The organism is Novosphingobium sp., from assembly GCF_039595395.1.
Lineage (GTDB): Bacteria > Pseudomonadota > Alphaproteobacteria > Sphingomonadales > Sphingomonadaceae > Novosphingobium.
In genome coordinates this window covers 2,433,679-2,457,893 of the sequence record NZ_JBCNLP010000001.1, presented here as the reverse complement: position 1 = coordinate 2,457,893, position 24,215 = coordinate 2,433,679, and the positions used below count along the sequence as shown (strand labels likewise).

23 protein-coding genes and 1 tRNA gene are annotated in these 24,215 nt (G+C 62.2%); 6 read left to right on the top strand and 18 right to left on the bottom strand.

The genetic code is table 11. The features are described from left to right. Window positions 1-125 precede the first annotated feature (125 nt). Window positions 126-215, top strand: a tRNA-Ser gene (locus ABDW49_RS11410). A 170-nt stretch (window positions 216-385) separates the two neighbouring features. After that, a complete protein-coding gene (locus ABDW49_RS11405; RefSeq protein ID WP_343611996.1) occupies window positions 386-1,774 on the top strand; it encodes an integrase arm-type DNA-binding domain-containing protein in 1,389 nt (462 codons plus the stop codon). 67 nt (window positions 1,775-1,841) lie between these two features. Here the strand turns inward: ABDW49_RS11405 and ABDW49_RS11400 are convergent, their stop codons facing one another. From ABDW49_RS11400 to ABDW49_RS11325, 16 genes are all read right to left on the bottom strand, one after another. Further along, window positions 1,842-2,087, bottom strand: a complete 246-nt coding sequence (locus ABDW49_RS11400; RefSeq protein WP_343614251.1) for an AlpA family phage regulatory protein — start codon at window positions 2,085-2,087, stop codon at window positions 1,842-1,844. Continuing rightward, entirely contained in the window at window positions 2,080-2,319 is a 240-nt protein-coding gene (locus tag ABDW49_RS11395) for a DUF2274 domain-containing protein (RefSeq protein ID WP_343614249.1), read from the bottom strand. Before ABDW49_RS11395 ends, ABDW49_RS11400 begins: the two co-directional genes overlap by 8 nt. Continuing rightward, entirely contained in the window at window positions 2,319-3,497 is a 1,179-nt protein-coding gene (locus ABDW49_RS11390) for a TrbI/VirB10 family protein (protein WP_343611994.1), read from the bottom strand. Before ABDW49_RS11390 ends, ABDW49_RS11395 begins: the two co-directional genes overlap by 1 nt. A 275-nt stretch (window positions 3,498-3,772) precedes the next feature. Continuing rightward, window positions 3,773-4,744, bottom strand: a complete 972-nt coding sequence (trbG, locus tag ABDW49_RS11385) for a P-type conjugative transfer protein TrbG (protein ID WP_343611992.1) — start codon at window positions 4,742-4,744, stop codon at window positions 3,773-3,775. Window positions 4,745-4,758: 14 nt separating this feature from the next. After that, complete coding sequence (gene trbF / locus ABDW49_RS11380; protein ID WP_343611990.1) at window positions 4,759-5,577, bottom strand: conjugal transfer protein TrbF; 819 nt, start codon at window positions 5,575-5,577, stop codon at window positions 4,759-4,761. A 4-nt stretch (window positions 5,578-5,581) separates the two neighbouring features. Continuing rightward, on the bottom strand, window positions 5,582-6,898 hold the full coding sequence (trbL, locus tag ABDW49_RS11375; RefSeq protein ID WP_343611988.1) for a P-type conjugative transfer protein TrbL: 1,317 nt from the start codon (window positions 6,896-6,898) through the stop codon (window positions 5,582-5,584). A gap of 153 nt (window positions 6,899-7,051) precedes the next feature. Next, the gene (gene trbJ, locus ABDW49_RS11370) at window positions 7,052-7,795 is read right to left on the bottom strand and encodes a P-type conjugative transfer protein TrbJ (protein ID WP_343611987.1); all 744 of its coding nucleotides are present in this window, start codon (window positions 7,793-7,795) and stop codon (window positions 7,052-7,054) included. A gap of 39 nt (window positions 7,796-7,834) precedes the next feature. Beyond that, window positions 7,835-10,261 carry a conjugal transfer protein TrbE gene (gene trbE, locus ABDW49_RS11365; RefSeq protein WP_343611985.1) on the bottom strand — a complete coding sequence of 809 codons (2,427 nt, stop codon included), beginning with the start codon at window positions 10,259-10,261 and terminating at the stop codon, window positions 7,835-7,837. Beyond that, the gene (locus ABDW49_RS11360) at window positions 10,255-10,527 is read right to left on the bottom strand and encodes a VirB3 family type IV secretion system protein (RefSeq protein WP_343611983.1); all 273 of its coding nucleotides are present in this window, start codon (window positions 10,525-10,527) and stop codon (window positions 10,255-10,257) included. The genes trbE and ABDW49_RS11360 overlap by 7 nt, the downstream gene beginning before the upstream one ends. Continuing rightward, window positions 10,524-10,871, bottom strand: coding sequence for a TrbC/VirB2 family protein (locus ABDW49_RS11355; protein WP_343611982.1), 348 nt, complete (start codon window positions 10,869-10,871; stop codon window positions 10,524-10,526). The genes ABDW49_RS11360 and ABDW49_RS11355 overlap by 4 nt, the downstream gene beginning before the upstream one ends. Continuing rightward, a complete protein-coding gene (gene trbB, locus ABDW49_RS11350; protein ID WP_343611980.1) occupies window positions 10,868-11,902 on the bottom strand; it encodes a P-type conjugative transfer ATPase TrbB in 1,035 nt (344 codons plus the stop codon). Before trbB ends, ABDW49_RS11355 begins: the two co-directional genes overlap by 4 nt. Continuing rightward, window positions 11,899-12,303, bottom strand: a complete 405-nt coding sequence (locus tag ABDW49_RS11345) for a CopG family transcriptional regulator (RefSeq protein ID WP_343611979.1) — start codon at window positions 12,301-12,303, stop codon at window positions 11,899-11,901. Before ABDW49_RS11345 ends, trbB begins: the two co-directional genes overlap by 4 nt. Before the next feature lie 7 nt (window positions 12,304-12,310). Continuing rightward, entirely contained in the window at window positions 12,311-14,332 is a 2,022-nt protein-coding gene (locus tag ABDW49_RS11340; RefSeq protein ID WP_343611978.1) for a conjugal transfer protein TraG, read from the bottom strand. A gap of 163 nt (window positions 14,333-14,495) precedes the next feature. After that, window positions 14,496-15,416, bottom strand: a complete 921-nt coding sequence (locus tag ABDW49_RS11335; RefSeq protein WP_343611977.1) for a HEPN domain-containing protein — start codon at window positions 15,414-15,416, stop codon at window positions 14,496-14,498. A gap of 210 nt (window positions 15,417-15,626) precedes the next feature. Beyond that, window positions 15,627-16,793, bottom strand: a complete 1,167-nt coding sequence (locus ABDW49_RS11330) for an alkene reductase (RefSeq protein WP_343611976.1) — start codon at window positions 16,791-16,793, stop codon at window positions 15,627-15,629. 59 nt (window positions 16,794-16,852) lie between these two features. After that, window positions 16,853-17,242, bottom strand: a complete 390-nt coding sequence (locus ABDW49_RS11325; protein WP_343611975.1) for a (2Fe-2S) ferredoxin domain-containing protein — start codon at window positions 17,240-17,242, stop codon at window positions 16,853-16,855. A gap of 150 nt (window positions 17,243-17,392) precedes the next feature. Here ABDW49_RS11325 and ABDW49_RS11320 point away from each other — a divergent pair, with 150 nt between their 5' ends. Continuing rightward, a complete protein-coding gene (locus ABDW49_RS11320) occupies window positions 17,393-17,875 on the top strand; it encodes a pyridoxamine 5'-phosphate oxidase family protein (RefSeq protein WP_343611974.1) in 483 nt (160 codons plus the stop codon). A 425-nt stretch (window positions 17,876-18,300) separates the two neighbouring features. Here ABDW49_RS11320 and ABDW49_RS11315 read toward each other — a convergent pair whose 3' ends face one another. Continuing rightward, a complete protein-coding gene (locus tag ABDW49_RS11315) occupies window positions 18,301-19,446 on the bottom strand; it encodes a patatin-like phospholipase family protein (protein WP_343611973.1) in 1,146 nt (381 codons plus the stop codon). A 411-nt stretch (window positions 19,447-19,857) separates the two neighbouring features. Beyond that, window positions 19,858-20,877, bottom strand: a complete 1,020-nt coding sequence (locus tag ABDW49_RS11310) for a dienelactone hydrolase (RefSeq protein ID WP_343611972.1) — start codon at window positions 20,875-20,877, stop codon at window positions 19,858-19,860. A gap of 140 nt (window positions 20,878-21,017) precedes the next feature. Here ABDW49_RS11310 and ABDW49_RS11305 point away from each other — a divergent pair, with 140 nt between their 5' ends. The 3 genes from ABDW49_RS11305 to ABDW49_RS11295 all read left to right on the top strand — a co-directional run bounded on the left by ABDW49_RS11305 (window position 21,018) and on the right by ABDW49_RS11295 (window position 24,214). Then, complete coding sequence (locus ABDW49_RS11305) at window positions 21,018-21,764, top strand: LytTR family DNA-binding domain-containing protein (RefSeq protein ID WP_343611971.1); 747 nt, start codon at window positions 21,018-21,020, stop codon at window positions 21,762-21,764. A gap of 281 nt (window positions 21,765-22,045) precedes the next feature. After that, window positions 22,046-22,312, top strand: coding sequence for a hypothetical protein (locus ABDW49_RS11300; RefSeq protein WP_343611970.1), 267 nt, complete (start codon window positions 22,046-22,048; stop codon window positions 22,310-22,312). Window positions 22,313-22,519: 207 nt separating this feature from the next. Continuing rightward, entirely contained in the window at window positions 22,520-24,214 is a 1,695-nt protein-coding gene (locus ABDW49_RS11295) for a ShlB/FhaC/HecB family hemolysin secretion/activation protein (protein WP_343611969.1), read from the top strand. The last annotated feature ends 1 nt before the right edge of the window (window position 24,215 follow it).

Sequence of the window (24,215 nt, the reverse complement as noted above, 5' to 3'; positions counted from 1 at the left end):
TCGCACATCGAAGCGCCCAAGGGAATGGCGAGGGACAAGCAACTTGGCCCACAGGGAATAGCAATCGCCGAATAGCGATCGCCACACTTGCACCTTTCGCCGCATCGTTTATGGCGCACCCCAGAGGACAGGTGGCCGAGTGGTTTAAGGCAGCGGTCTTGAAAACCGCCGTGGGTGGAAGCTCACCGTGGGTTCGAATCCCACCCTGTCCGCCATCGTTCCGTCTACAGCGGTCTACAGCCGTCCACACGGATTGACGTTTTTCCCCTAAATTCTGATGCTTGTCGGGTTGAGCGATCCATATCGGTCTACTCGCGTCTACGCGTGCGTATGGTCGATTTTATGGTCTCGGCGTTGGAAAAATATGGAAGCGGAGACGCCCCCAATGTTGAACGACGCAAAAATCCGAGCGGCCAAGGCCCGGGAAAAAATGTACAAGCTGACAGACGGACACCAGCTCTTTCTTATGGTGATGCCGAGCGGTTCCAAACTCTGGAAGTGGAACTACCGGTACAATGGTCTGCAGAGGACCATGGGGATCGGCAGCTATCCTATGTTCTCCCTCCTTGACGCCCGTGCCTGTCGCGAAGAGGCGCGGCGCGTTCTGGCTGAAGGGAAAGACCCGGTCGTCGAGAAAAGGCTCAACATCGAAGCCAATCTGAGAAACGGGCGATGCACCTTCGAACGGGTTGCTCGCGAGTGGCATGCGGAACTCAATGGCCAATGGGCCCGCAAGCATGCTCTGGACGTCATGCGCAGCCTTGAACGGGATGTTTTCCCCATGATCGGAAATCTGCCCATCGCGCAATTGACCTCGCCTGCTGTCCTTGAGGTCTTGCGGGCGATTGAGGCGCGCGGGGCGATCGAGACAGCAAAGCGCGTCCGCCAGCGCATTTCCATGGTTTTCATCTACGCCATCGCAAACGGTCAGGCGATGAGGGATCCGGCCGAGAAGCTTGGCGCTGTGCTCAAGCCGCTCAGAAAACGTCGCCAGCCCGCGATCACGGATATCAAACAACTGAGCGCCATGATCGATGATGCGGAGTCCGACTATGCCAGGCCGGTTACGCGGCTGGCTTTGCGCCTCCTGGCCTTGACTGCCGTAAGGCCGAATGAGTTACGAGGGGCTCGCTGGGAGGAGTTCGAGGATCTGAACGGTCCGGAACCGCTGTGGCGTATCCCCGCGGAGCGCATGAAAGGCTCCCTCGATCGAAAAGAGGAGATCGGCGGTGAGCATCTTGTTCCCCTGGCGCCTCAAAGCGTTATGGTGCTGCGCGCGCTCTGGCCGCTTTCGGGTGGCGGAGAACTGGCGTTTCCCAGCTCCCGCAATGGTCACAAGCCCATGAGCGAGAATACCATCGGTTATCTCCTCAACCGGGCGGGATATCATGGACACCATGTGCCTCATGGATTTCGCGCCGCCTTCTCGACGATCATGAATGAATGGGCGCAGGACAATGGTCTGAAGGGAGACCGGGCGATCATCGACCTCATGCTCGCCCATGTTCCGCCCAACAAGGTCGAGGGCGCCTATAACCGCGCGCGCTATATGAAGAGAAGGCGTGAATTAGCAGTGATTTGGGCTGATATGCTGACAAAGAATCTACCATCTCCCGGCACACTGCTTATCGCACCGGCGCGGGAGGAATCCGGTGGATGCACCTGGCGCCGCATCCCTGTTGCCCTCCCCAAGAAGGTGCCCTTTCCCGAGCTTGCAAAACCGCGTGACACCGGGATTGTTCGTCGCCCCCTGAAGAGGGCGCGCCGAGCCTGATCATGCAAATAGAAGAGGGGCACCGGCATATGCTTTGGTGCCCCTCATTCTGAAATATACTATTTAACTACCAGAATTTTCTTCGTTTTCCTTCAAATCCGTCGCGGACATCCGCAATCCATGCCACCACCGCCTGCTCGCTCCATCGCGAAGCACCCGGTGACAGTTTATGTGGTTTTGGGAAGCTCTCCTTCGAAATCAGCCTGTAAATCATTGATTTGCATAAGCCCACTCGACGAGAAACTTCCGAAATCCTCAAAAGCCTGTCGGGGCGCTCCTCGAACGGAGGCTTATCGCCCTCATGTTCAAGCATCACGCGGCCCACCGCGGCCCTTCACGGTTTGAGCCTTGGCAAAGGCCCGATCACCGTCAAGGAATGCCACCAGCATTGCCGGTATCAGATCGAGCAACGGTTCTTGCTGGCCATAGGCGTCCGCGTAGACTGCGGCATAGTCGAGCAAACGGCGATTGAGATCTGGCAGCACGCTGATCGTCAGTTTGACCGGCACGCGTTCGGGCAGTTTACCCAGCTTCAGCTCCACCATCATGGCCTCCCTTGCTGGCCCCATGGCCGCATCACGATGTCCTTGTGAACCACCACGCGAAGCGGCCACCCTGGCCTGACGGTGATGGTCGGCTGCACATTGAGGGCGCGGGTCACGATTTGATCACCAGCCCGCCCGGCACTTTGCTGCGTCGATTCACGGATCGCCCGCAGCAGGTCGCTCTCATTGCTGCCAAAGCTGAGCTGGGTGCTGACGCCCAGCAGGCTGGAGAGCACGACGCCCTTGATCAGCTGCCAGCTATGGAAATCGACCTTGTCAGCCAGTCCTGCATAGCCGGAGGCATCCGAGGCCGGCACATTGTCGATCCGCACCGATGACCCGTCGGGCAGGATGATCCGCTGCCAGACGAGCAAAGCGCGCTTCTGGCCATAGGCAACCACGCTGTCATAGCTGCCGATCAGCCGGGAGCCCTGCGGCAAGAGAAGGTAGCGCCCGGTGGCCGTATCATAAGCGTTCTGCGTCACCTGAGCACTCACCATCCCCGGAAGGTCGGAGTTGATGCCGGTGATCAGGCTGGCAGCGATGACTGTGCCAGCGCTTAGCGTGTAGGGCGACGTCGGTTCGCTCAGGGCATGGGGATTAATGTCCCCTTTTATGTCGACACTGGCCACGAAATCGGCCTTGCGCTGCTGCTGGCCCGGATCATGATCGGGATCGAGAGCCATCCGCGCAGCGAGCGAGGCTGATGCAGGATCCACACTGGCCACCACTCCTGGTGCAGACGCGCCAGCAGCACTTGCTGGCCCCGCCTTATCGCCACCGGCAATCTGCACCATCACCTGCGATTCACGCGCAGCCCTTGCCTCCTCACTTTGTCGCTGGCGCTGGGCAGCCAGCGTCTGGTCAGGCTGCGTTGGAGACGGCGTCATAGCGACCGAGGTGGTTCCCTGCTGGTGGGCAAGGATGGCCGGCCCCAGATCCCCCGGCAGCGGCGGGCCAAGCTTGCGAAAATCACCGTAGGTCTTGGGCGCGTTGGCCAGCACCTCGCCATTTGGCTTTACGGCGGTATCATCGCTGGCCGCGACATTGATATGCGGAAGCGAGGGGCTCAGGGCTAGCCAGGTCACCCCCACCAGCCCTATCACCGCTGCCACCACCAATCCGATGATGACCTCGCGCCGGAAGCGAACCGCCCCGCGTGGGTGTCCACGCAGCACCAGTGTCTCGGGATCGACAGGTGGTTTGGGTGTGGGAGCAGGTTTCGGCGCGGGTTCGGGTTCAGGCGCCGGCGTGACTTCGGCTGGGGCTGCGGGAGCAGGTGCTGGCACGGGCGCAGCTGTGGGTGCGGGTGCACCCGGGGCTGCCCCAGCAGGCGCGGGCGTAGGAGTGGGCGCAGTGGCGGGACCGGGGGCAGCCTCGACGGTAACCGGCAAGGCTGCTTGCACCTCCGGTGCTGCTGCTCCTTCTGGCGGGATGGGACTCGGGGTCTCGCTCATGACGCCCTCCGATCGCCGCGACGTTCCTTCTCAGCAGCCGTCCCGCGGGTGATGCGGACCACCGACTGCTGTTTGCCACCGAGTCGGAGCTCGGCCGCGTTGAAGAGCCGATCCACCACATAATAGCGGCCGGACATGCGATAATTGACCAGCTCAGCGGCCCCCTTGTCGCCAAGCACGAAGAGCGGCGGCGCCTCGCCCACCGCAATACTTGCCGGAAACTCTATAAAGGTCTGCCGCCCATCATCGAAGGCCCGCAGCGGCCGCCATGCCGGCGTGTCGCCGGTGATGGCGTAGGAGAAGGTCAGGCTTTGAACATCGAGACCCGCCGCGACCGGTTTGACGGCCTGGGCCTCGGCCTCCTTACGCTTGACCGCCAGCAGCTCATCCGCCGGGTAGCTCCATGAGATGCCTGCCATCGCCGTGCCGACGGTGCTGGAGAGCTGCAGATGATAGGTCCGCCGATCGGTCGCGATGACCAGATTGGTCGAAAGCCCGGCAGAGAAGGGCTTCACCAGAACATGGACTCGCTTGGCCTCGCCGCTGCCACTGCTGGTATCGCCAATCGTCCAGCGCGCGGTGTCGCCCGCCGCGATCGAGGTGATCACTTCGCCGGGCTGCAGGATGAGATCGCTGACCCGGCCCGGCGCGGCGAGGAGGTGATAGATCACGCCCTCCCCCCAGCTGTAGACCTGCATAGCATTGACGAAACCAAGCGGTTGGGGGTTTTGCGTCGCTTCAAGAGTTGCTGCCCTCACGCTGAGTTCAACCGGCGAAAGGTGCGGCCTCCTATGCCATCGGGGCTTTGCCCGCACGGGCACGACAGCCATCGGCTTGATCGACGGTACGGCGCCGGGCTTCCCGGTGGAAGGCGCTGCGGGTGCCGCGGTCTGGACCGGCGCTGCCTTTTGCGCCGGAAGATTGACGGGCGCAGTCGCTGCGGCAGCTGCGATGAGCAGACTGGCCAAGATTGACAGAGCACTCATGGGTGGTTCTCCGACTGAGGGGAAAGAGCCGCGCCCGCGTCGGGCATCGGATTGGCGGGGGGTAAAGAGGGCTGCGGTGCCGGGACAACGCCGGTGGGAGCGGCGGCCGAAGCGCCGGGATGGTCCGCAGCGCTCTCAAGCTCCCGGCTCCAGTCGATGGCATCGACGTAGAGCCCGAGCGGGTTCCTGCGAAGGACATCGGCGCTTTTCGGGGGCTTGAGGTCGATCGACATCATCGCGGTCCATCGCGTGCTGCCGACAAGGCTGCCGCGATCGTAGACAGTCTCAGACCATTTGATCTGGAATGACCGGTCTGAGGCCCGAACCACGCTGGTCACTTCGACCGAGATCGTCTTCTCTCCGGCCTGCACGAAAGGATCGTTGCCCCGCGCATATTCGCCCAGGAACAGGGCGCCGCGCGGCGACACGAAGTCATAGGCCTGCAGCCAGTCACCCCGCATTAGCACCGGATCGAGGGAGCGCGAGCGCACGTCCTTGATAAAGCGCGACAGAAACCAAGCAATCTGGGGATCGGTCGGCTGATAGGACGCTTCGGCTGGCGTAACGGCCCGCGCCTCGCCCAGGTGATCGACCTCAACGACATAGGGCACCACCCGGCTTTGAAGCGACTGCCAGACCAGAGCCACAGCGAGCCCCGTCGCCAACGCCAGCGTGCCGAAGGCAATCAGGCGCCAGTTGGCCGCCTGGACCCGCGCTGTGCCGATCCGCTCATCCCAGAGCTGACCCGCCCGTTGATAAGGCGTCTCGGGCTGAGGTGTCTGTCCATAACGCTGGACCGCGCGTTTGAAATGCATGGGATCAATCCTCCTTTTCATCGATGTCGGGATTGGCGCCAGCACCGCCCTGGTCTCCCGACTGCACGGTGTGGGTGATCATCTGCTGGCGATGACGGGCATCCTGTTGGGCTTGAATTTTGCGAGCCCAGGGTGGCGGGGCCTCTGCTGAACCCTCGCTCGAGTCCGGGGCGGCAGATTTGCCGGAATTGCCGTTGGGCGCGGCGGTGGTCGGTCCGGCAGGCTTCTCGGCGCCTGCGTGTGCCGCCCCCTCACCGCTTTTCCCGGCACTCTCGGCCATTTTGCTGCGGGCGGCATTGTAAACACCGGCAAGGCCGGCGCTGACGGTGCTGGCGCCGGCATCAGCCTGACCACCGCGATAGGCTTTGAAGGCGGCGGGACCCATCGATGCGCCGGCTCGAATGGCGCCCAGACCTGCCCCGCCGATTGCGCCTGCCGCAGCAGCCCCGCCGCTGGCCACTGCGGCCGCGCCGCCCGCGACCAGCGCGCCGGTGGCTGCAACCGAGCCTGCGCCGAGCTGAGGAGCGCCCGCGACCAGCCCACTGGCGATTGTCGGGCCGAAGATGCCAAGGCCCAGCAGGGCAAGGCTGGCCAGCACAAGGCTCATGGCCTGCCCGATATCGGGCTCCTTGCCCTGCAGGGCAGCGGTGAACTGGCTGAAATAGGTCGATCCGATGCCGACGATAACGGCAAGCACCATCACCTTGATGCCCGAGGTCACCACATTGCCCAGCACGCGCTCGGCCAGGAAATTGGTCCGATTCCACAGCGCAAAGGGCACCAGGATAAAGCCCGCCAGCCCGGTGAGCTTGAACTCCAGGATGGTGATGAAAAGCTGAACCGCGAGGATAAAGAAGGAGATGATGACGATGATCCAGGCGGTCAGGAGCACCGAGATCGTCAGGAAGTTCTGGAAGAAGTTGGTAAAGCCCAGCGACTTGCTGGCCTGCACCAGCAGGGGCCACGCTGCAGAAAAGCCGGTCCCGGCAAGGCGCCCAGGCTTGAGGAGTTGATCGGCGGTGATGCTGCCACCTGCGGCAGTGATCCCGGCCTGCGAGAAGCTTTTGAAAATGATCGTCGAAAGCGCCGCGTAATTGCCGATGATGTAGGCGAAGGCACCGATATAGAGGATCTTGCGGATGAATTTGGCGAGCACATCATCCTCACCGCCCAACGTCCAGAACAGACCGGCGAGCGTCACATCGATGCCGATCAGGATGGTGCTCAGTGCATGGACATCACCGCCCAGCAGGCCAAAGCCGCTGTCGAGATAGGTTGAGAAGGTGCTCAGAAAATCATCGATGACGTTGAGGTTTTCCATGGGCCTTGTCCTGAGCGAGGAAGCGGCGGCGTCCATCCGGACGAGGAACTGTCCGAAAAAGGCCGCGAGGTCTGAAGGAGGCGCGGGAATCCAGACCCCGCGGCAGGTTCGACAGCAGCGCCACCATGAACGCGGCTGCCCGTCGGCTGGGCCTCAGGGATGATAGGCCGTACCGGAACCGAGGAATTTGGTGGTGGAGTCCTGCCCGTCGGACGCAGACTGCGTTTGCCCGGCCTGGTACAGCGCCTCGGCACGGTACTGGGCGGCCATCATCGTTTGGATCTGGAGTTGCTGCTTGGCGATCAGCGCAAGGAGTTGGTTGGTCGCCTGCTGCGCCTGAAGTGAGCCTTGAGCGCTCTGGCTGCGGTTGGAGAGAGACGCGAGATTGGTGGTGTCGGCGGCGATGTTCTCGGTGATCTGCGCCTGGACTGTCATGGTCTGCTGGAAGGCCGACATCTGGCTGCTGAGCCGATTGCGCGCTGCAGCGACCTGCTGGCTCCCGGTCAGGGCCTGATTGAAGCTGGTGGGAAACATCGTCTTGAACTGGCTGTCGAGATTGGCGACCTTGAACTCGATGCTCTGGGCCTGCCCCATCAGCTGATTGACCTGATTGATGGTCTGACTGATCGCCGAAAGCTCGGGAAAGGCGACGGTGGTAAGGTTCTTGGCCTGGTTGATCAGGCTTTGTGCCTGATTTTGCAGCATGGTGATCTGGTTGTTGATCTGTTGCAGCGTGCGGGCGGCTGTCAGGATGTTCTGGCTGTAGTTGGAGGGATCGAAGACCGTGCTCACGAATTGCGCGTTTGCGGGGGTGGCGATCTGCATCGAGGTGGCAGCAAGAGCCAGCGCGGCGCCCAGGCGATGGCGAAGGCGCGGGCGAGACGAAGCAGAAAACATGAGACTTCTCCTTCAGCATGGGGGGATGAGGATAAGGGTTCAGGGGGCCGGGTGCTTCTCCAGCAGGGCTGCCGCCCAGGGCAGGCCGCGTTCGGCCAGGAATGCTGCGGCGAAATCGCGGCATTCAGGGTCGGCGAGCAGGCGGTCGATCAGCCGCTGGATCTCCGGATCGGCCGAGCCGACCAGCGCCAGCGTCACAGGCCCCAGCCCCAGCTCGAACAGACGGTTGCCCCGCGAGGATTGCAGATAATAATGCCGCTTCGGGCTGGCCCGGCTGATCAGCTCGATCTGGCGGCTGTTGAGCCCGAAGCGCTCATAGCTCGCCCGGCTCTGGGGCTCGATGGCGCGGTCATTGGGGAGCAGGATGCGCTGCGGGCAGCTCTCGATAATCGCCGGGGCAATCGTGCTCTGGGCGATATCGGCCAGGCTCTGCGTGGCGAAGACCACCGAGACATTCTTCTTGCGCAGCACCTTGAGCCATTCGCGGATGCGCGCGGCAAAGAGCGGATGATCGAGGAAGACCCAGGCCTCATCAAGAATAAGCAGAGTCGGTCGACCGGTGAAGCGGGCTTCCAGCCGGTGGAAGAGATAGGTCAGGACAGGCGCGATCACCCCCGCCTGCCCCATCAACGCCTCGGTCTCGAAACATTGGAAAGCCGAGAGGGCAAGATCATCGCGCGCCGCATCGAGCAAGGCGCCGAAAGGCCCATCGAGCGTATAGGGCGAGAGGGCTGACCGCAGCACGGTCGACTGCAACAGCATGGTCAGCCCGGTCATGGTCCGCTCGGTTGCCGGTGCGCTGGCAAGACTGGTCAGCGCCGACCACACCATCTCCTTGATCTCGGGCGTCACCAGCACCTTCTCATGGGCCAGCAACGCACCGATCCACTCGGCGGCCCATGCCCGCTCATCCGCCCGGGTGATATGGCGCAGGGGCTGGAACGCTATGGTCCCCTCCTCTCCCCCGCCAAGCCCAAGAGCATGATGCGAGCCGCCACAGGCCAGCACGGCAGCACGCGCCGACAGGCCCTTGTCGAAAATATAGATCTGGCTGTCAGGGTAGCGGCGGAACTGCAGGGCAATGAGGCCGAGTAGCACGGATTTGCCCGCCCCCGTCGGCCCGGCAATCATCATATGGCCGACATCGCCGACGTGGGTGGAGAGGCGGAAAGGCGTCGATCCGCTGGTCCGCGCCTGTAGCAGCGCAGGGCCATTGAGATGATCATTGCGCGCCGGCCCCGCCCAGACCGAGGACAGCGGCATGAGATGAGCGAGGTTCAGCGTATGGACCAGCGGCTGCCGGACATTGGCATAAACCTGCCCCGGCAGGCTGGAGAGCCAGGCCTCCACCGCATTGAGGGTTTCGCGGATGCAGGTGAAGCCCAGGCCATTGACCACACGCTCGACAGCGCGGACCTTGTCCTCCACCCGCTTGCGGTCGGCATCCATCACGGTGATGGTGGTGGTGAGATGGCCAAAGGCGACATGGTCACCGCCCAGGGCCTGAAGCGCCAGATCGGCGTCGACCATCTTGTTGTCAGCATCGCTGTCCATCAGCTGGACAGGCTGGTTGTACATCACCTCGCGGAGCATGGCGGTGACCGACTTGCGCTTGTTAAACCATTGGCGTCGCAGCTTCGTCAGCGCCTTGGTCGCTTCGGTCTTGTCCAGCGCGATAAAGCGGGTGACCCAGCGATAGGTGAAGTCCTGATGGTTGAGCGCGTCGAGCATGCCGGGTTGGCTGGTGCCCGGAAATCCCAGGATCGTGACGCTGCGCAGATGCTGCGCGCCCAGCATGGGTTCGAGCCCGCCGGTGAGCGGGGTGTCGACGAGCAGCCCGTCGAGATACATCGGCACTTCGGGTACGGTGATGCGGTGTGGCCGGGTCGAGATTGTTCCATGCAGGTAGGTCAGGGTCTCCTCGTCACCGAGCGGGGCGATCTCGGGCATAAAGCCGCCCAACAGATCGAGGACGCGGCTGCACTCGACTTCGAAAAGCGCCAGAGCCTGGCGCCAGTCGCGCCCGACCACCTCATCGGGCCGCTCAAGCAGCGCCTGCCCTGCCCGCTCGGTCTGGTCCGGCGCCGGCAGAAAGGTCAGTGTCAGATAGGTCCGGCTCTCGAAGTGATTGCCCTCGGCCTCGAACTCGCCGCGCCGCTCCTCATCGACCAGCCAGGAGGCTGCATCGGGGAAGCTGCTGGCTGGATAGGACAACGCCTCGCGGCGCTGGGCCTCGATATGGAGGGCCCAGCCCGAGCCGAAGCGGCGCAGCACATTGTTGGCCCGCGCGGTGATCGAGAGCAGTTCGGCCTGCGTTGCCGATTCCAGATCCGGCCCACGAAACCGCAGGGTCTTCTGGAAACTGCCATCCTTGTTGAGCACGATGCCCGGCGCGACCAGCGCGGCCCAGGGCAGATGATCGGCCAGCCGGTCAGCCCGGCTGCGATATTCACGCAAATTCAGCATGTGAAATACCCTCTCTGACGCAGGTGGCGCATCAGCACCGGCGCGAAATCAGGATCGCGGCGGGCGGCAAAGACAGCCAGCGTGTGACCGATCGCCCAGGCGGCCAGCCCTGCGATCCATTGCTGGAGGCCCAGCCCCAACGCGGCGGCCAACGTCCCGTTGACGATGGCCAGACCGCGAGGGGCTCCTCCCATCAGAATGGGCTCGGTGAGCGACCGATGGACCGGTGCCTCGAACCCTTCGAGCGAGGAGCCATTGTCGTTCACGCGACGAGGGCTCCGCCGCCGAAGCTGAAGAAGGAGAGGAAGAAGCTCGACGCGGCAAAGGCGATCGAGAGGCCGAAGACGATCTGGATCAGGCGCCGGAAGCCGCCCGCCGTCTCACCGAAGGCCAGGCTCAAGCCGGTGGTGATGATGACGATCACCGCGATGATCTTGGCTACCGGCCCCTGCACGGATTCCAGAATGCTGTTGAGCGGCGTCTCCCACGGCATGCCGGTCCCCGAGGCGGACGCCGCGCCGGCCAGGGCGAGCGACAGGGCAACGGCGGCACCCATAAGGGTGACAGGGTTACGGCGCCGCGCGGCGAAAACAGGCTTCACATTCATCATGATAGATCTCCATCGATGTCTGGTGAGGGTTCGGGCGGGGTGTCTCGCGCAAGAGCGGCGAGGTCGTAGGCGCCATCGGGACGCAGCCCATTGACACGCAGGACGGTTTCGACACGGCGGGCATGGCCGCGACCGGCGATGAAGATGATGAGGTCGATCGCCTCGGCGATCAGCGCGCGTGGGACGGTGGTCACGCTCTCCTGCACCAGTTGCTCGATGCGATGCAGGGCAGACGCGGCGCTGTTGGCGTGGACCGTGGCAATTCCGCCGGGATGGCCGGTGTTCCAGGCCTTGAGCATGTCGAGAGCCTCGGCGCCGCGGATCTCGCCAACCACGATCCGGTCGGGCCGCAGGCGCAGGGTGGAGCGCACAAGATCGGCCATGGTGACACCGCTGCTGCCATCGCGGCTAGCCGGGCGGGTACGGAGCGCCACCGTGTCAGGCGCCGCGCATTGCAGCTCACGGGTGTCCTCAATCAGGATGACCCGCTCTTCCAGATGAGCCATCTCCGCCAGCAGCGCGTTGGCCAGCGTGGTCTTGCCCGAACTCGTGCCGCCCACCACCAGGATGTTGCTGCGCCCCCCAACCGCTTCGGCCAGAGTGCGGGCCATGGCCTCATCCATAATCCCGTCATGGACATAGTCGGCGAGCCGGTGGATGCGGGAGGCTGGCTTGCGGATGGCAAAGCACGGCGCGCGGGTGACCGGAGGCAAAAGGCCCTCGAACCGTTCGCCCGCCCCCTCCCCGTGCGGCGGGAGTTCCGCCGAGATAATCGGCGCATCGGCATGCGCCTCGCCTCTCGCATGGCTGGCGACCAGCCGAATGATGCGTTCGGTCTGGGTCGCCTCGCACAGGAGGCCGGTATCAATGCGTCCCTCGCCCAGCCGGTCGAGCCAGAGCCTCCCGTCGGGATTGACCATGATCTCGACCACCAGCGGATCGGCCAGAGCATCGGCGATCGCTGGCCCCATGGCGCTGCGCAGCATGGCGCGGCGGCGCTCGGCAGAAGTGTCGGCCTGCCCTTCCCTCATGGCCGCCCTCCGTCCGTGGATTTGGGCGCCAGGGTTCTGGTGTTGCTGGCCATCTGCCGGCCCACCTGAGCCACGAAAGCCTCAAAGCGGTCGCGACCGACCGCGCGCCCAGCAGCGTCGGCTTCCGGCAAGGGCGCGGTGGCGGTCAACTGGTAGCGGATGAACAGCGCCAGGCTCTCCAGCACCACATCGATATCCCGCCGCGCGCCGGCAATCTCACGAGACATGCGATCGAGCCGGGGCTTGAGAAGGTCGTCGATCTCCCTGGTCGCCCGCCGGTCCAGCCAGTCGCGCAGCGCATCATTGACGATCCGGCTTTTGTTGCCCTTGGCTCCCCTGGCCAATGCGTTGAGCGCATCGCTGACCTGCTGGTCGAGATAGAGGTTGTGGCGGTTGTTCATGGCCGCCTCAGAACCCCAGCACCTGGGTGTCCCGGTTGCTCTCGTCGAAAGCATAGCCACGCGCCACCGGGTTCAACTGCTGGGCCTGCTCCATCGCCTGCTTGTCCGCGACGACATTGTCGTCCTCGGTCTGCGGTTCGATCTCGGCGGGCTCGGGTTCAGGATGTACGCGCACGGCATGTTCAGGCAGGTCGTCCTGGGGCTGTTGCTGCTTGCCGCCCTCATCTTTGTCTTCACCTGCTTCCCAATGGTCCAGGCGGGCGTCGGCGCCCCGGACCGATCCGGCCCATTGGTTCGGCCGCTCGGCAGGGCGATCCGCATAGGGCCCCGGCTGCGGGCGCGGCGCAGGCAAGACACGCTCGGTGAAATTGGGATCGAGATAATAGCGCAGCTTGTCCGCGCGGATCGGCGCGAGGCCCGAGACCAGCACCAGCTCCTCATGAGGGGGAAGCTGCATGACCTCGCCGGGCGTCAGCAGTTGGCGGGCCGTCTCCTGTCGGCTGACCATGACATGGGCGAGCCAGGGTGCGAGGCGATGACCGGCATAGTTGCGCATGGCGCGCTGCTCGGTCGTCGTGCCCAGCGTGTCAGACAGGCGCTTGGCCGTCCGGTCATCGTTCGTCGCAAAAGCGACGCGGACATGGCAGTTGTCGAGGATGGAGTTGTGGTCGCCGTAGGCCTTCTCGATCTGGTTGAGGCTCTGGGAAATCAGGAAGGCGCGGATGCCATAGCCGGCCATAAAGGCGAGGCTGGTCTCGAAGAAATCCAGGCGCCCGAGCGCGGGAAATTCATCGAGCATCATAAGCAGCTTGTGGCGCCGCTCGCCCTCGCCGGGCTGCTCCAGCTTTTCCGTGAGGCGGCGGCCGATCTGGTTGAGGATCAGGCGGATCAGCGGCTTGGTGCGGCTGATGTCCGAGGGCGGTATGACCAGATAGAGCGAGAGCGGGCGTTCGGCCTCGATAAGGTCGGCAATGCGCCAGTCGCAGCGAGAGGTGACCTCGGCTACCGTGGGGTCGCGATAGAGGCCCAGGAACGACATGGCGGTCGAGAGCACACCCGATCGCTCATTGGGGCTTTTGTTGAGCGTTTCGCGCGCTGCCGACGCGACGACCGGGTGGACCTTCGGGTTCTCGGCATCGCCCAGATGATTGGTGGTCATCATCCGCTTGAGCGTCGTGACGAAATCGCGCTGCGGATCGGAGAGGAAGGTCGCGACGCGGGCGAGCGTCTTCTCCTCCTCGGCGTAGAGGATATGGAGAATGGCGCCGACCAGCAGCGAATGGCTGGTCTTTTCCCAATGATTGCGGCGTTCGAGCGCGCCCTCGGGATCCACGAGGATATCGGCGATGTTCTGGACATCGCGCACCTCGTTGAGGCCGCGGCGGACCTCCAGCAGGGGATTATAATGGGCCGAGGCCAGATCGGTCGGGTTGAAGAGCAGGCAGTGCGAAAATATCGAGCGCCATCCGGCGGTCAGGGTCCAGTTCTCACCCTTGATGTCATGAACGACCGTGGAGCCGGTCCAGGTGAGCAAGGTCGGAACGACAAGGCCCACCCCCTTGCCCGACCGGGTCGGCGCAAAGGCCATGACATGCTCAGGTCCATCATGGCGCAGATAGTTCTCGCCCCGCTTGCCCAGCATAAAGCCATGGTCGCCGAAGAGGCCTGCCTGCTGGATATCACGATCTGTCGCCCAGCGCGCCGAGCCGAAGGTTGTGACGCGCTTGGATTGCCTGGCACGCCAGAGCGATCCGAAAACAGCCGCAAGAAAGCCCAGTGCGCCTGTGGCGCCGGCCAGCATGCCGGCTTTTGAGAAGATATGCGGCGCATAGGCGTCGAAGTGATACCACCAGGGGAACAGGGCCCAAGGATGGTAGATGGGCAGATTGTGGAGGTAGAACCAGGGCGGACCCAGCTCGGGCTGATACGCCAGCATCTCGGCGGCCCATTGGGTCGCGATCCAGATGCCTGCGATCACAATAGCAAACACAATGATGATCTGGCCGAGCAGAAGCTTGGTTGGGGTCATGGTGAGCCTCTGCCTCGCCAGCAAGATGCGGCGAGGTCGGGCTCAATATCGGTGAAAGGCTGCTAGCGATGAACGGGGCAGATGTGAGCAAATGGCGCCAAATCAGCCGACGAGGGTTATTTCGTTGCAGCAGTCATGACCACCGATTGCGTGGGTATATCGATTAAAGCCCGGCGTCCTTGCGAAGGATTTCCAGCCGTTCCCGCGACACCTGCTCCACAATGTCCCTTAGGTTGCGGACGGCTTCAGCTAGTGCATTGAGATCGTCCATGCTGATCTCATAGGTCTCCACATACCGAGCTTCGACATAAGCTCTCTTGAGCAGTTCAAATCGACGGCGGTCTATCCGCTCAGTTCTTGGCCATGCCTCAATCAACCGAGGCTCATTGTCTTCTGACAGCGAACGGAGGAATTTGATGTTGTGCGACCGTGGGAAATAGAGCGTGCGGACCAGTAGGAAGCATATAAATGCCCTTTCTGTCCCTTGATGAAGGGAGAACGCTGCCTCTTTACGCCAGCCGAGATCATTCACACCTTTTTGAATCTGCTCTCCGGCAGTCTCCAGCGCACGTTCGACCTTTGGCAACCAGTCGTTTAGATACTTCGAAGCCATCTCGTAAGCATCAGCAGCCGTTAGCGGCTTGGGAGTAGCAAGCGCGTTGCCGGGGAGATCATACAGTTCGATCCCATCCCGCGCGATATCAACCCAAAAATACTCGCCCCGGTTGAGAGCCTGGTTCACTTCCTGCAGGGTATGAACGATGATGTTCACCGGGCGGCCGATCGCCTCATCCCGCTGGATCTTGTCCTCTGCGATATACCAGTAATCCGCGATTTCGGTGAGATTGGGGTGGCTCACGATGACCAGAAGATCGAAATCAGACTGATAGCCATTTTCCGGCTCATCCACCCAATCAGTGCGTGCATAGCTGCCGAACAGAATGATCTTGAGGATGCGTCCGCTTTTCCGCCACGGCTGATTTCCGCCGTCGATTGCCTTTGCGAACTCGGTCATCAGGATTTGCTTGGTTCGCTCCAGCTCGTCCTGTTGAACCGGTGGCAGATGGTCGATATCGCTACGCATGGTAGGATTCTCACCCTAAATCATGCCATTGGCAAGCCCCTTGCTCATTATAAGCGGCTCGTAGCGACGATCCAGTTCGATCAGGGAAAAGCGGGACCGGGTCAGCTAAGACCAGATAAGAATGAGAAGAGACGATGTTGCCAAAACCTGTGACCCTCCGGCCAATCCGGAGGGTCACAAGGCGCTCTGTCTGCCGACCGCCGATGGACTTCAGCGCGCCCCTGTCGTGGACTGCATCGATGGCCAGTCCGAGTAGCCGACTGAGCCACCCCCATACCAGTACTGCTTGGGTGCTTCGGCCAAAGGAGCACCGGTACGCAGCCGCTCGACAAGGTCGGGATTGGCAATGAATGGGCGCCCCATGCTGAACAAATCTGCATCTCCCTTGGCGAGCACCTCTTCAGCTAACTCCAGCGTATACTGATTGTTGGCGATGTAGGCACCAGAGAACCGCTTGCGCAGCGCGGAGAAATCCACTCCGTCGGGCACATCGCGGGTCTGCTGGGTCACACCCTCGATATCGTGAATGTAAAGCAGCCCGCGCGCCGACAGCGCGTCCACGTAGGCGCCGTAGGTTCCCATGACCTCGCTATCGAGAGGCGTTTCTCCCGGCATCGTCGTGGCCGGAGAAAGACGGACGCCGACCTGCTCTGCGCCCCAGACGCCGATTACCGCGTCAATGGCTTCCAGGGGAAAGCGCAGGCGGTTCTCGATCGAACCGCCATAACGGTCGGTGCGCTTGTTGGTGCTGTCGCGCACGAACTGCTCCAGCAGATAATTGTTGGCCGAGTGGACCTCGACGCCGTCGAAACCGGCGGCCTTCGCGTTGACGGCAGCATGTCGATAGTCTTCGACGATCAGCGGGATTTCATCAGTCTCGAGCGCGCGTGGGGTCACATGATCCTTCATACCGTCCTTGGTGAAGGCTTGTCCCGCCGGTTTGATAGCCGACGGCGCGACCGGCAATGCGCCGCCCTGCAGGTCGGGATGAGAGATGCGGCCTGTATGCCAGAGTTGCAGGAACATTCGACCGCCCTTCTGGTGAACGGCATCCACGATGGCGTGCCATGCCTCGACCTGCTCGTCGCTCCAGATGCCCGGCGTCAGGGCGTAGCCGATCGCCTGGCGCGAAATGTTGGTTGCTTCGGAGATGACCAAACCGGCACCGGCGCGCTGAGAATAATAATCGGCGGCAAAAGCAGGCGGTACGCCGTCATCGTTGGAGCGACTGCGTGTGAGGGGCGCCATGACGATACGGTTCTTAAGGGCCAGCCTTCCGATCGTTACGGGTTGCAGCACGGGAGAAGATGCGTGGTCCGCCATATCGTGATTTCCTGCAATTTGAGTGAAAGGTGCGAACTCCAAACGGGCGAGCATCCCCAATGGTCCCGCAACTGCGATCACCCGTGAAGAGGCGGCGAGGAGCTAAGTCACTTTCAGGGCGAGAATGTTTGGCTCTCGTGAAGCGGCAGGCCCCTACCCACGAGAGGTATTTGGCAGCCCAATTTTTCAGCGACCGCTTGCACGTCGGTTTGCGCCGGGACGATGAGCCAACTCTCAGGCTTCGCAGCGTCCATCACCACAACCGCGCCCTTTGGACAAAGCTTCAGGCATGCGGTTTCAAGGACAAGGAGGGCTGACTTTCGCCCTTTCCCGGCGCCAGCAAGTTTGCGCAGTTCCTTCGCCAGAGGCTTGCTGCCCTTCTTGCCGAAGCCGCCGCCCAGCTTTTTCGAGCATTTGCTGCAGACGAGGACAACCGAGCGGGTTTTCGCAGGAATGGGACGAAGCATCTGCTGATGTAAGTGCGAAAAGCTGAGGTGCAACATCACCTCTTTGCTCTCTGATAGAAAACCGACGGGGTGAAACGCAATAGCAGCCCAGGCCAATCTCTGGTGCGCAGTACCTCCTCAGCAAAGCTTACGACGAAACATGGGGTGATCTCTGGCGTTACCGAATGGCAACCCGAGGAGAGAACTATGGCGACAGATACGCACAAGCTGAAAGAGCATTTGTGGGAAAAGCTCGAGAACGGGCCCTTCACCATGGTCGGCCTTCGTGATGGCTCAAGCCATTCCGAGCCTTTGACAGCCCAATTGGACAAGGATCAGGTCGATACGCTCTGGTTCTTTATCGGCAAGGACAACCGCCTGGCCAAAGGCGGCGATGCTACGGTCAACTTCGTGGCCAAGGGGCAGGACTTTTTCGCCAGCCTGTCCGGCACCGCGACCGTCGATAACAATCCGGCCATGATCGACAAGCTTTGGTCGCGGCAGGTTGAGGCCTGGTTTCCAGGCGGCAAGGCCGATCCCAAACTAGCCCTGCTGCGCTTCGACATTTCGGACGCCGAACTTTGGGAGGCAGATGTTTCTCTCATCGGGCAGCTGAAAATGCTGTTTGGCGGCAAGATAAAGCCCGAGGAATCCGGCAGCCATGCGGTCGTACCGAATACGACCATTTAACGGTTGAGCAGGGAACGACAACGAGGGCGTTGTCGAAATCGCTTGCGCTCCTCATGTTGGAACGGCTGGCCCCTCACCTCGGGGCGCCGGTCGGTCCAGCATGAGAACGGCTTTTACCGCAGATCGGCGAGGCGCGCCTTGCAATTTTCGTGATCCCGGTCGACCGCTCGACTGGTCCTGGGTGATCTCTGGCGGCGCGGTGTCGGGAATATCGACATCGGGCGGCGGCGGCGCGACGCTGGGTAAATCCGTATCGGGCGCCTCAGTGGTCTCGGGGGCTACCGGCAACCCAAACACCCTATAGACGATTGGCGCCAGCAAACCGGCCATGCAGAGCATATGAAAGGGGCGTCAAAAACAATCCTCAATTCATCCGGGGCTCCAGGACTGGCCACCCCAGCAAAATCGGCGCGGCTTATTGTCGTTCATGGGCCTGCCCGACGCCCAAGGCATCCGTCCGGTGCTGTCTGCTGCTCACCCAAGGCGTACATCTCGCGCATATGCTTCGTGTCGAACAGAGGTGCTCCGTCATGGGCGGTCTTCTTCTCAATCGCACAGACGATCACCGTCCCCAATCCCTCCCGCGCAAAAGCCTTGAGGTCATACAAACTGGTACGATCGTTTTCGCCAAGTACGGTTGCAAGGGCTCGCCCCACGACATCGAAGGTTTTGGGCTTGACCAGTTCGAACTCGGGTTCGAGCCGTCCGTTATAAAACACATAAATCGTTGCATTCACGCGCGGGGACTGGGCGGCGGCGCTCAACATTGCGCGCGGGAGCACGAAAAAGCCGCTCACTGTGCCTCCATCGACATGCATTTCCGCAAAGCGATGACCATGCGCATCGGCATGGATGAGCACCGGGGGAAAAACACCGGGGATGCTGGCCGAGGCGAGCAACACTTGCCGGAACAGCGAAATCCGATCGGATGTATCACTGGCAGCAATCGCTCCCATATCCCAGATAACGCCGCGTTCGGCGTCCAGATTGGTGGTCATCACCAGCAACCTGCGGCCACGTCGATGCTGCGCTGCAATGCGGTCGAGCAAAGCCGGTGTGATGTGGCGTGCGATCAGCGCCTGCAACGGCCGGGTCGACATAAGGCTGGGGCCGCCAAACAGGCCGCTGAGGATACGTTGATGATAAATGTCCTTGCGGCTGACCCCGGTGTAGATTGCTTTGAGTTCGCCATCTTCCTGCTCACCCAGAAAGGCAAAGGGCGCAATCAGGCTGCCGGTCGATACGCCTGTAACGATGTCAAAGCTGGGCCGCCCGCCCTGCCTGCTCCAGGCGTTGAGAACCCCTGCAGAATAAGCCCCCTTGTCTGATCCCCCCGACAAAGCCAGTACCGTGCTGGGCAAAGGCATCGAGGCGGCCTGACGCTGTGCCAGCACCTTGGATCTCCATACACTATAGGCCTGATCGTCGCCCTTGGCCCAGAAGCGTACAGGGTCTCCGTCGATCACTTGGCCTTCAGCCAGGTCAGCGGGCGTATAGGGCACGCGCGGTGGCGCGATGGCACATCCGGCAAGCGCCAGAGCAGAAAGCAGCCCAAAGCTATGACGGATCATAAAATTCTCCGATCAGCGCCGCGCTGGCGGAGCCACTCAACAACAGTCGTAGCATCGTGGCTGTGATGATTGAATGCAAACGGCTTTTCCGCCCCCCTTTTCTTTTGACGCCGCGACAGGAAATACGCTCCGGATCCCTATCTTATGCCGTGATCAGATTTTCCATGATCTGCTTGCAAGAGAACGTACCTTACCCACGAACGGTGGCCCGTTTACCGATGGATGAAAGACAGTTGAGCTTGTTTGCTTGCCGTGAGTGGACTTTCCCGTCTCCACACCCACCGGTCACCTCCGCACTGACCAGCTGAGTGGCGTGCCCCAGCCCGCTCCCGCCCCGAATTTGCCCCGGACAAGGCGGCAGTCTGCGCTTTGCGATAAAGGGCCGTGGTGGCTGCATGCGCTGAAGAGCGGTCATTCAGATGCTCTAGCCGCGCTGTCAGAACCCGCCTTACGTTCATACAGCGCCTTCGTCAGAAACCGGACAATCCGGGCGTTGAAAGCCCGGTGAAATGCGGCTCGGTCAAAGCCGAACTTGCTGCTGCATATCTCGGGCAAAGCATCGCGCGATGTGCAGGGCATCAGAAAATCGAAATGCCCCGCCTTGCGGACGCCATGGAACTCGGGCGCCCTGGGCAAGGCGGCGCGCACGGCATCAGCATAATCAGGCGCGGGGAGGATCTCGTCCTCATCGGCCCGCCAAAGCTGGATAGGCATGCTGAGGCTAGCTAGCCCCGCGCGATCAAAGGCAAAGCCCAGCGCGGGCGCAGCCACCACCAGTGCCTTGATGCGCCGGTCACCCTGCCAGGACCAGGCTGGCCTTTCGGCATGCGGATGGCTGGCCAACAAGCGGCAGTCAAACCATGTCGGATGATCGGCGCAATGCCGTGCAATGGTCGAGAGATCAGGTCTGGCGCCCGCCGCCGCCATCACGGTAAAACCGCCAGCGGAAAAGCCGAAAGCGGCGATGTGCCCCGCATCCACCGCCTTGGCCCCTTTCCAGATGGTCAGCATCATGTCGATCAGCGCCGAGAGCGCGCGGGGCCTATCCTCGACCATGGCAACGCGGCTCTGATCGCGCCAGTTATCGCCCGGATGCGTAAGCGCAGCCACGATGAAACCGGCTTTGGCAAGCGCGATCGCCGTATCGGCATGGCCGGAATAGGCGCCACCCGTGCCATGGGAGATCACCACCAGAGCATGCTTCCCTTCAGGCAGGGCAGCGCTTGGGATGACCTGCTGCACATTGGGGCCAAGCGGCATGGTCACCACCTGCCCTTGCGCAGGAAACCAGATACCAACCTCGACGCCATTCGGGGTGGTCAGATGTTCAAAACCGGCTCCAGGCTGGATGGTGGGCGGCGGTGATGCGCCAGGCGCCGGAGGCGGCAGGCTGGCCACGACAACGGCTACAAGGACGAGAGTCAAACGCATAGGGGACAAGCTCCTGTTGATCTCCCATGCATTTTCGCACGCACGGCCCGCAGAACAGGGCCGTTTCGCGAATGGGCGAACGGGTTCGCGGGTGGGCGAATGGTCTTCGCAAGCGCATCCCATCGGCCTATAAGCGGAGCATGATCGCCCGCCTGTCTCCCCTGCCGCTAGCCTTGCTTGCAACCACGCTGCTGAGCGTCGTGCTGGCGGCGCTGGGGCCGTTCGGGACCTATCTCAACGGCGCGCTTCCTTCCCGCCTCCTCCATTGGCTGGCAACGGCCTGGCTGGGGTTGGCGTTGTATGCCGGCGTGCTGCTTGCTTCTCGATCGTGGCTGAAAGGGGCTTCCGGGTTTCGGTGGGGCATGATCGCTGCGGGCTCGCTGCTGGCCAGTGTTCCGGAGGCTTGGCTTTCGCGCAAGCTGGCCTTCGCGCTCTGGCCGATGCTGGGCAGCCATGCACCCTCGTTCTGGACATGGTATGGGCAGACCGCACTGATCGGCGGCGCATGGACCATAGGGCTTGCCCGGTTGCTCCTGCGCGATAGGATCGCTTCAGCCACGTCGGCTAATGTGTCATCTTTGACGCCGGTTGAGCCCATCTCGCCGTTTTCCGGTGAGGTTCTCGCGTTGCAGATGGAGGATCATTATATCCGCGTGCATCGCCGGGAAGGCTCGCAACTGGTGTTGATGCCGCTGAACCAGGGGATCGCGGCGCTTGGCAGAATCGATGGGCTGCGCACCCACAGATCATGGTGGGTTGCCCGGGCGGCAGTCGTGGAAGTGCAGGGTACACCGCGCGCGATGAAGCTGAAATTGCACAACGGGCTGGAAGCCCCTGTAGCGAGGTCTGCCGTCACGTCGCTCAGACAGGCCGGCTGGATACGCTAACAATAGCTGCCGCTCACCGCGCCAATGGCGTCCGTCGAAATTTGCCATAGGTTAAGGTGTTGGACGGGCATCGCGAATTGGCAAAAAGTGGGACTTTGCTGTCATTGAGGGCATTCTTGCTGAACGGCAGCATCCGCCTGAACCCGGTCGTTCCCGCGCCAACCTTGTAGGGATCAGCCAAGCCAGATTTGTCGTGGGGTCCGGAAGGGCAGCTTGAGATGCCTGGAAGGCGATAGCCGATATAAGTTCAGCGGCCGCGCGCACCGGCATGGATTGGCGCTGTGATGGGCTTTCCAATGGGCGGCGCGGCTTTAAAAGCCCAACATCGGCACGGTCTATTGGGGCACAGCCATATCAGACGGATGACAATCGAACTAATCTTGCGTTTGAGCGAGCATAAAGAGGGTATCCTCTGGAAAATTAAAGGCGGTTCAAATCGGGATTTGGACATTAAAATTTCCATTTTCGAAACCGACATTAGATTTATATTCATCTTAATGTTTGATTATATCCATAATGTTCAGCACTGCTTATTTTTCACCGTGTGAATGTCGGCATTGAAATGCATGCGGTATTTTACCTAAAAATATCTGCATGCTAAATTTCTAAATGAGCGCTAGGTGGCAAGGCGGTGTGATGTCGAAGGCATGCCTGTCGATATCAAGCTACCGAAGCGCATTTTTTAAATTGGGGGCACACAGGTAATGAAGAAATGTAACTCGCGCGATTCGCGCGCCGTGTGGCGTGCGTCTGTCGTGTTCGCGGCTGCATTTCTTACGGCATCGCCTGCCATCGCCCAGACGGCGCCTTCGGCAAGCCGCGTGGCACCTGAAAGTCTCGCCCCCCTTAAGCCCGACGAGACGGGCGCGATCGCCCTGCCCGAACGCGCGACGGCCGATGCCCCACCGGGCGCGGACAGGCTGAACGTAACCCTGCGACAGGTGCTTGTGGAAGGCGGTCGCCCGGAGTTTGCCGCCTTCACCCGGCAAGTGGCCGACGAACTGGCCGGGCATAGCGTTAAAGTCTCCGATATCTACGCCGCCGCCAGCCGGATCGAGGCGGCCTATGCCCGCGCCGGCTACGTCCTCACCCGAGTGACCTTGCCGCCGCAGCGCATTGTCGATGGCGGGGATGTGCGGTTCCTGATCGTCGACGGCTATATTGAGGATGTCGATCTCGGCAGCGTTCCGGCCCGCGTGCGCACGGCGGTCCGCAAACGGGTGGCCGGGCTGGTCGGAGCCAGAGGCCTGACTTTGGCGCAGATCGAGCGGCGCGTGCTGCTCGCGGGTGACGTGCCGGGGGTGCAACTGCGCACCACCCTGATCCGCGGCAGCGCGGTGGGCGCCACCCGCCTGATCCTTGAAGCCAAATACCGCCCGGTCTCGGCCTCGCTGAGCCTCGAAAACGATCTTGGCTATGCCTATGAAAATCAGGCGCTTTCCGTTCAGCTCGCGCTCAGCTCGGTGCTGGGTCTGGGCGAGCAGCTCTATGTTCAGGCCACGACCGGCCCGGATATCGGCACGCTGTTCCGGGGCGATCCCCGTCGCCGCGTGCTGGGCGCGGGCGCCATCTTCGCGCTGGGCGACAATGGGCTGACCTTCAACCCCGAATATACGGTGGTCGACACCAATCCGCGCGTGCCGCAGGGCGGCGTTCAGATCACCGGCCATTTCGAGCGCCTGTCCTTCCGGGCCGCCTATCCCCTGATCCGCACGCGCCGCGAAAGGCTTGGCCTGTCCGCCAGCTTCGATCTGCTCGCCGAAACCGAGGACGCCAAGGCTTTCGGCCTGACGCTCAACCATGACCGGCTGCGCATGGCCAACATCGGCCTGACCTGGTCGCGGTCGCTGGCGGCCAGCACAGTGATCGCCACAGACGCGCAATTCACACAAGGGATCGCCGGATTGGGAGCACGCAGCCTGAGCGATGTCGCCGCCACCAACATTCCCTTCACGCGCCAGGGCGCAAGACCCGATTTCAGCAAGCTGGGCGGTCACTGGCGCAGCGACACGCAATTGGGCGAAGGCTTCAGCCTGACCACCATCGCGCGCGGGCAGGCCTCCTTGTCCAGGGCCCTGCCCGCCCCGGCCCAGTTCTCGCTGGATGGCAACGATGCCCTCTCCAGCTTTTCGCAAGGCTCGATCAACGCCGACAGCGGCGTGACAGGCCGCGCCGAACTGTCGCGCGCCATTCCGGTGGGGCAACAGAACCGGGGCCTCCTCACCCCCTATGCCTTTGGCGCGGTGGGCTATGGCCATGTCAGCGACCCGACCGTTCTGGAAGCGGCAAACATCAACACATGGGCCTTTGGCGGCGGTCTGCGAGCACTGGTCGCGGCCTATGACACAGGCCTGACCGGCTTCACCATGGTCGAGGTCAGCCATGGTCACAGCACAACGCTGCCGCAGAACCCGACACGGGTCTCGTTCAGCTTCACGGTTCGGTATTGAG

Coding starts and splice junctions, on each gene's coding strand:
- ABDW49_RS11355 (WP_343611982.1), bottom strand. CDS start 10,871: ATGATGAATGTGAAGCCTGTTTTCGCCGCGCGGCGCCGTAACCCTGTC.
- ABDW49_RS11405 (WP_343611996.1), top strand. CDS start 386: ATGTTGAACGACGCAAAAATCCGAGCGGCCAAGGCCCGGGAAAAAATG.
- ABDW49_RS11325 (WP_343611975.1), bottom strand. CDS start 17,242: ATGTTGCACCTCAGCTTTTCGCACTTACATCAGCAGATGCTTCGTCCC.
- ABDW49_RS11345 (WP_343611979.1), bottom strand. CDS start 12,303: ATGAACAACCGCCACAACCTCTATCTCGACCAGCAGGTCAGCGATGCG.
- ABDW49_RS11330 (WP_343611976.1), bottom strand. CDS start 16,793: ATGCTCGCCCGTTTGGAGTTCGCACCTTTCACTCAAATTGCAGGAAAT.
- trbB (WP_343611980.1), bottom strand. CDS start 11,902: ATGAGGGAAGGGCAGGCCGACACTTCTGCCGAGCGCCGCCGCGCCATG.
- ABDW49_RS11315 (WP_343611973.1), bottom strand. CDS start 19,446: ATGATCCGTCATAGCTTTGGGCTGCTTTCTGCTCTGGCGCTTGCCGGA.
- ABDW49_RS11305 (WP_343611971.1), top strand. CDS start 21,018: ATGATCGCCCGCCTGTCTCCCCTGCCGCTAGCCTTGCTTGCAACCACG.
- ABDW49_RS11400 (WP_343614251.1), bottom strand. CDS start 2,087: ATGCTTGAACATGAGGGCGATAAGCCTCCGTTCGAGGAGCGCCCCGAC.
- ABDW49_RS11310 (WP_343611972.1), bottom strand. CDS start 20,877: ATGCGTTTGACTCTCGTCCTTGTAGCCGTTGTCGTGGCCAGCCTGCCG.
- ABDW49_RS11340 (WP_343611978.1), bottom strand. CDS start 14,332: ATGACCCCAACCAAGCTTCTGCTCGGCCAGATCATCATTGTGTTTGCT.
- trbJ (WP_343611987.1), bottom strand. CDS start 7,795: ATGTTTTCTGCTTCGTCTCGCCCGCGCCTTCGCCATCGCCTGGGCGCC.
- trbF (WP_343611990.1), bottom strand. CDS start 5,577: ATGCATTTCAAACGCGCGGTCCAGCGTTATGGACAGACACCTCAGCCC.
- ABDW49_RS11335 (WP_343611977.1), bottom strand. CDS start 15,416: ATGCGTAGCGATATCGACCATCTGCCACCGGTTCAACAGGACGAGCTG.
- trbL (WP_343611988.1), bottom strand. CDS start 6,898: ATGGAAAACCTCAACGTCATCGATGATTTTCTGAGCACCTTCTCAACC.
- ABDW49_RS11320 (WP_343611974.1), top strand. CDS start 17,393: ATGGCGACAGATACGCACAAGCTGAAAGAGCATTTGTGGGAAAAGCTC.
- trbE (WP_343611985.1), bottom strand. CDS start 10,261: ATGCTGAATTTGCGTGAATATCGCAGCCGGGCTGACCGGCTGGCCGAT.
- ABDW49_RS11395 (WP_343614249.1), bottom strand. CDS start 2,319: ATGGTGGAGCTGAAGCTGGGTAAACTGCCCGAACGCGTGCCGGTCAAA.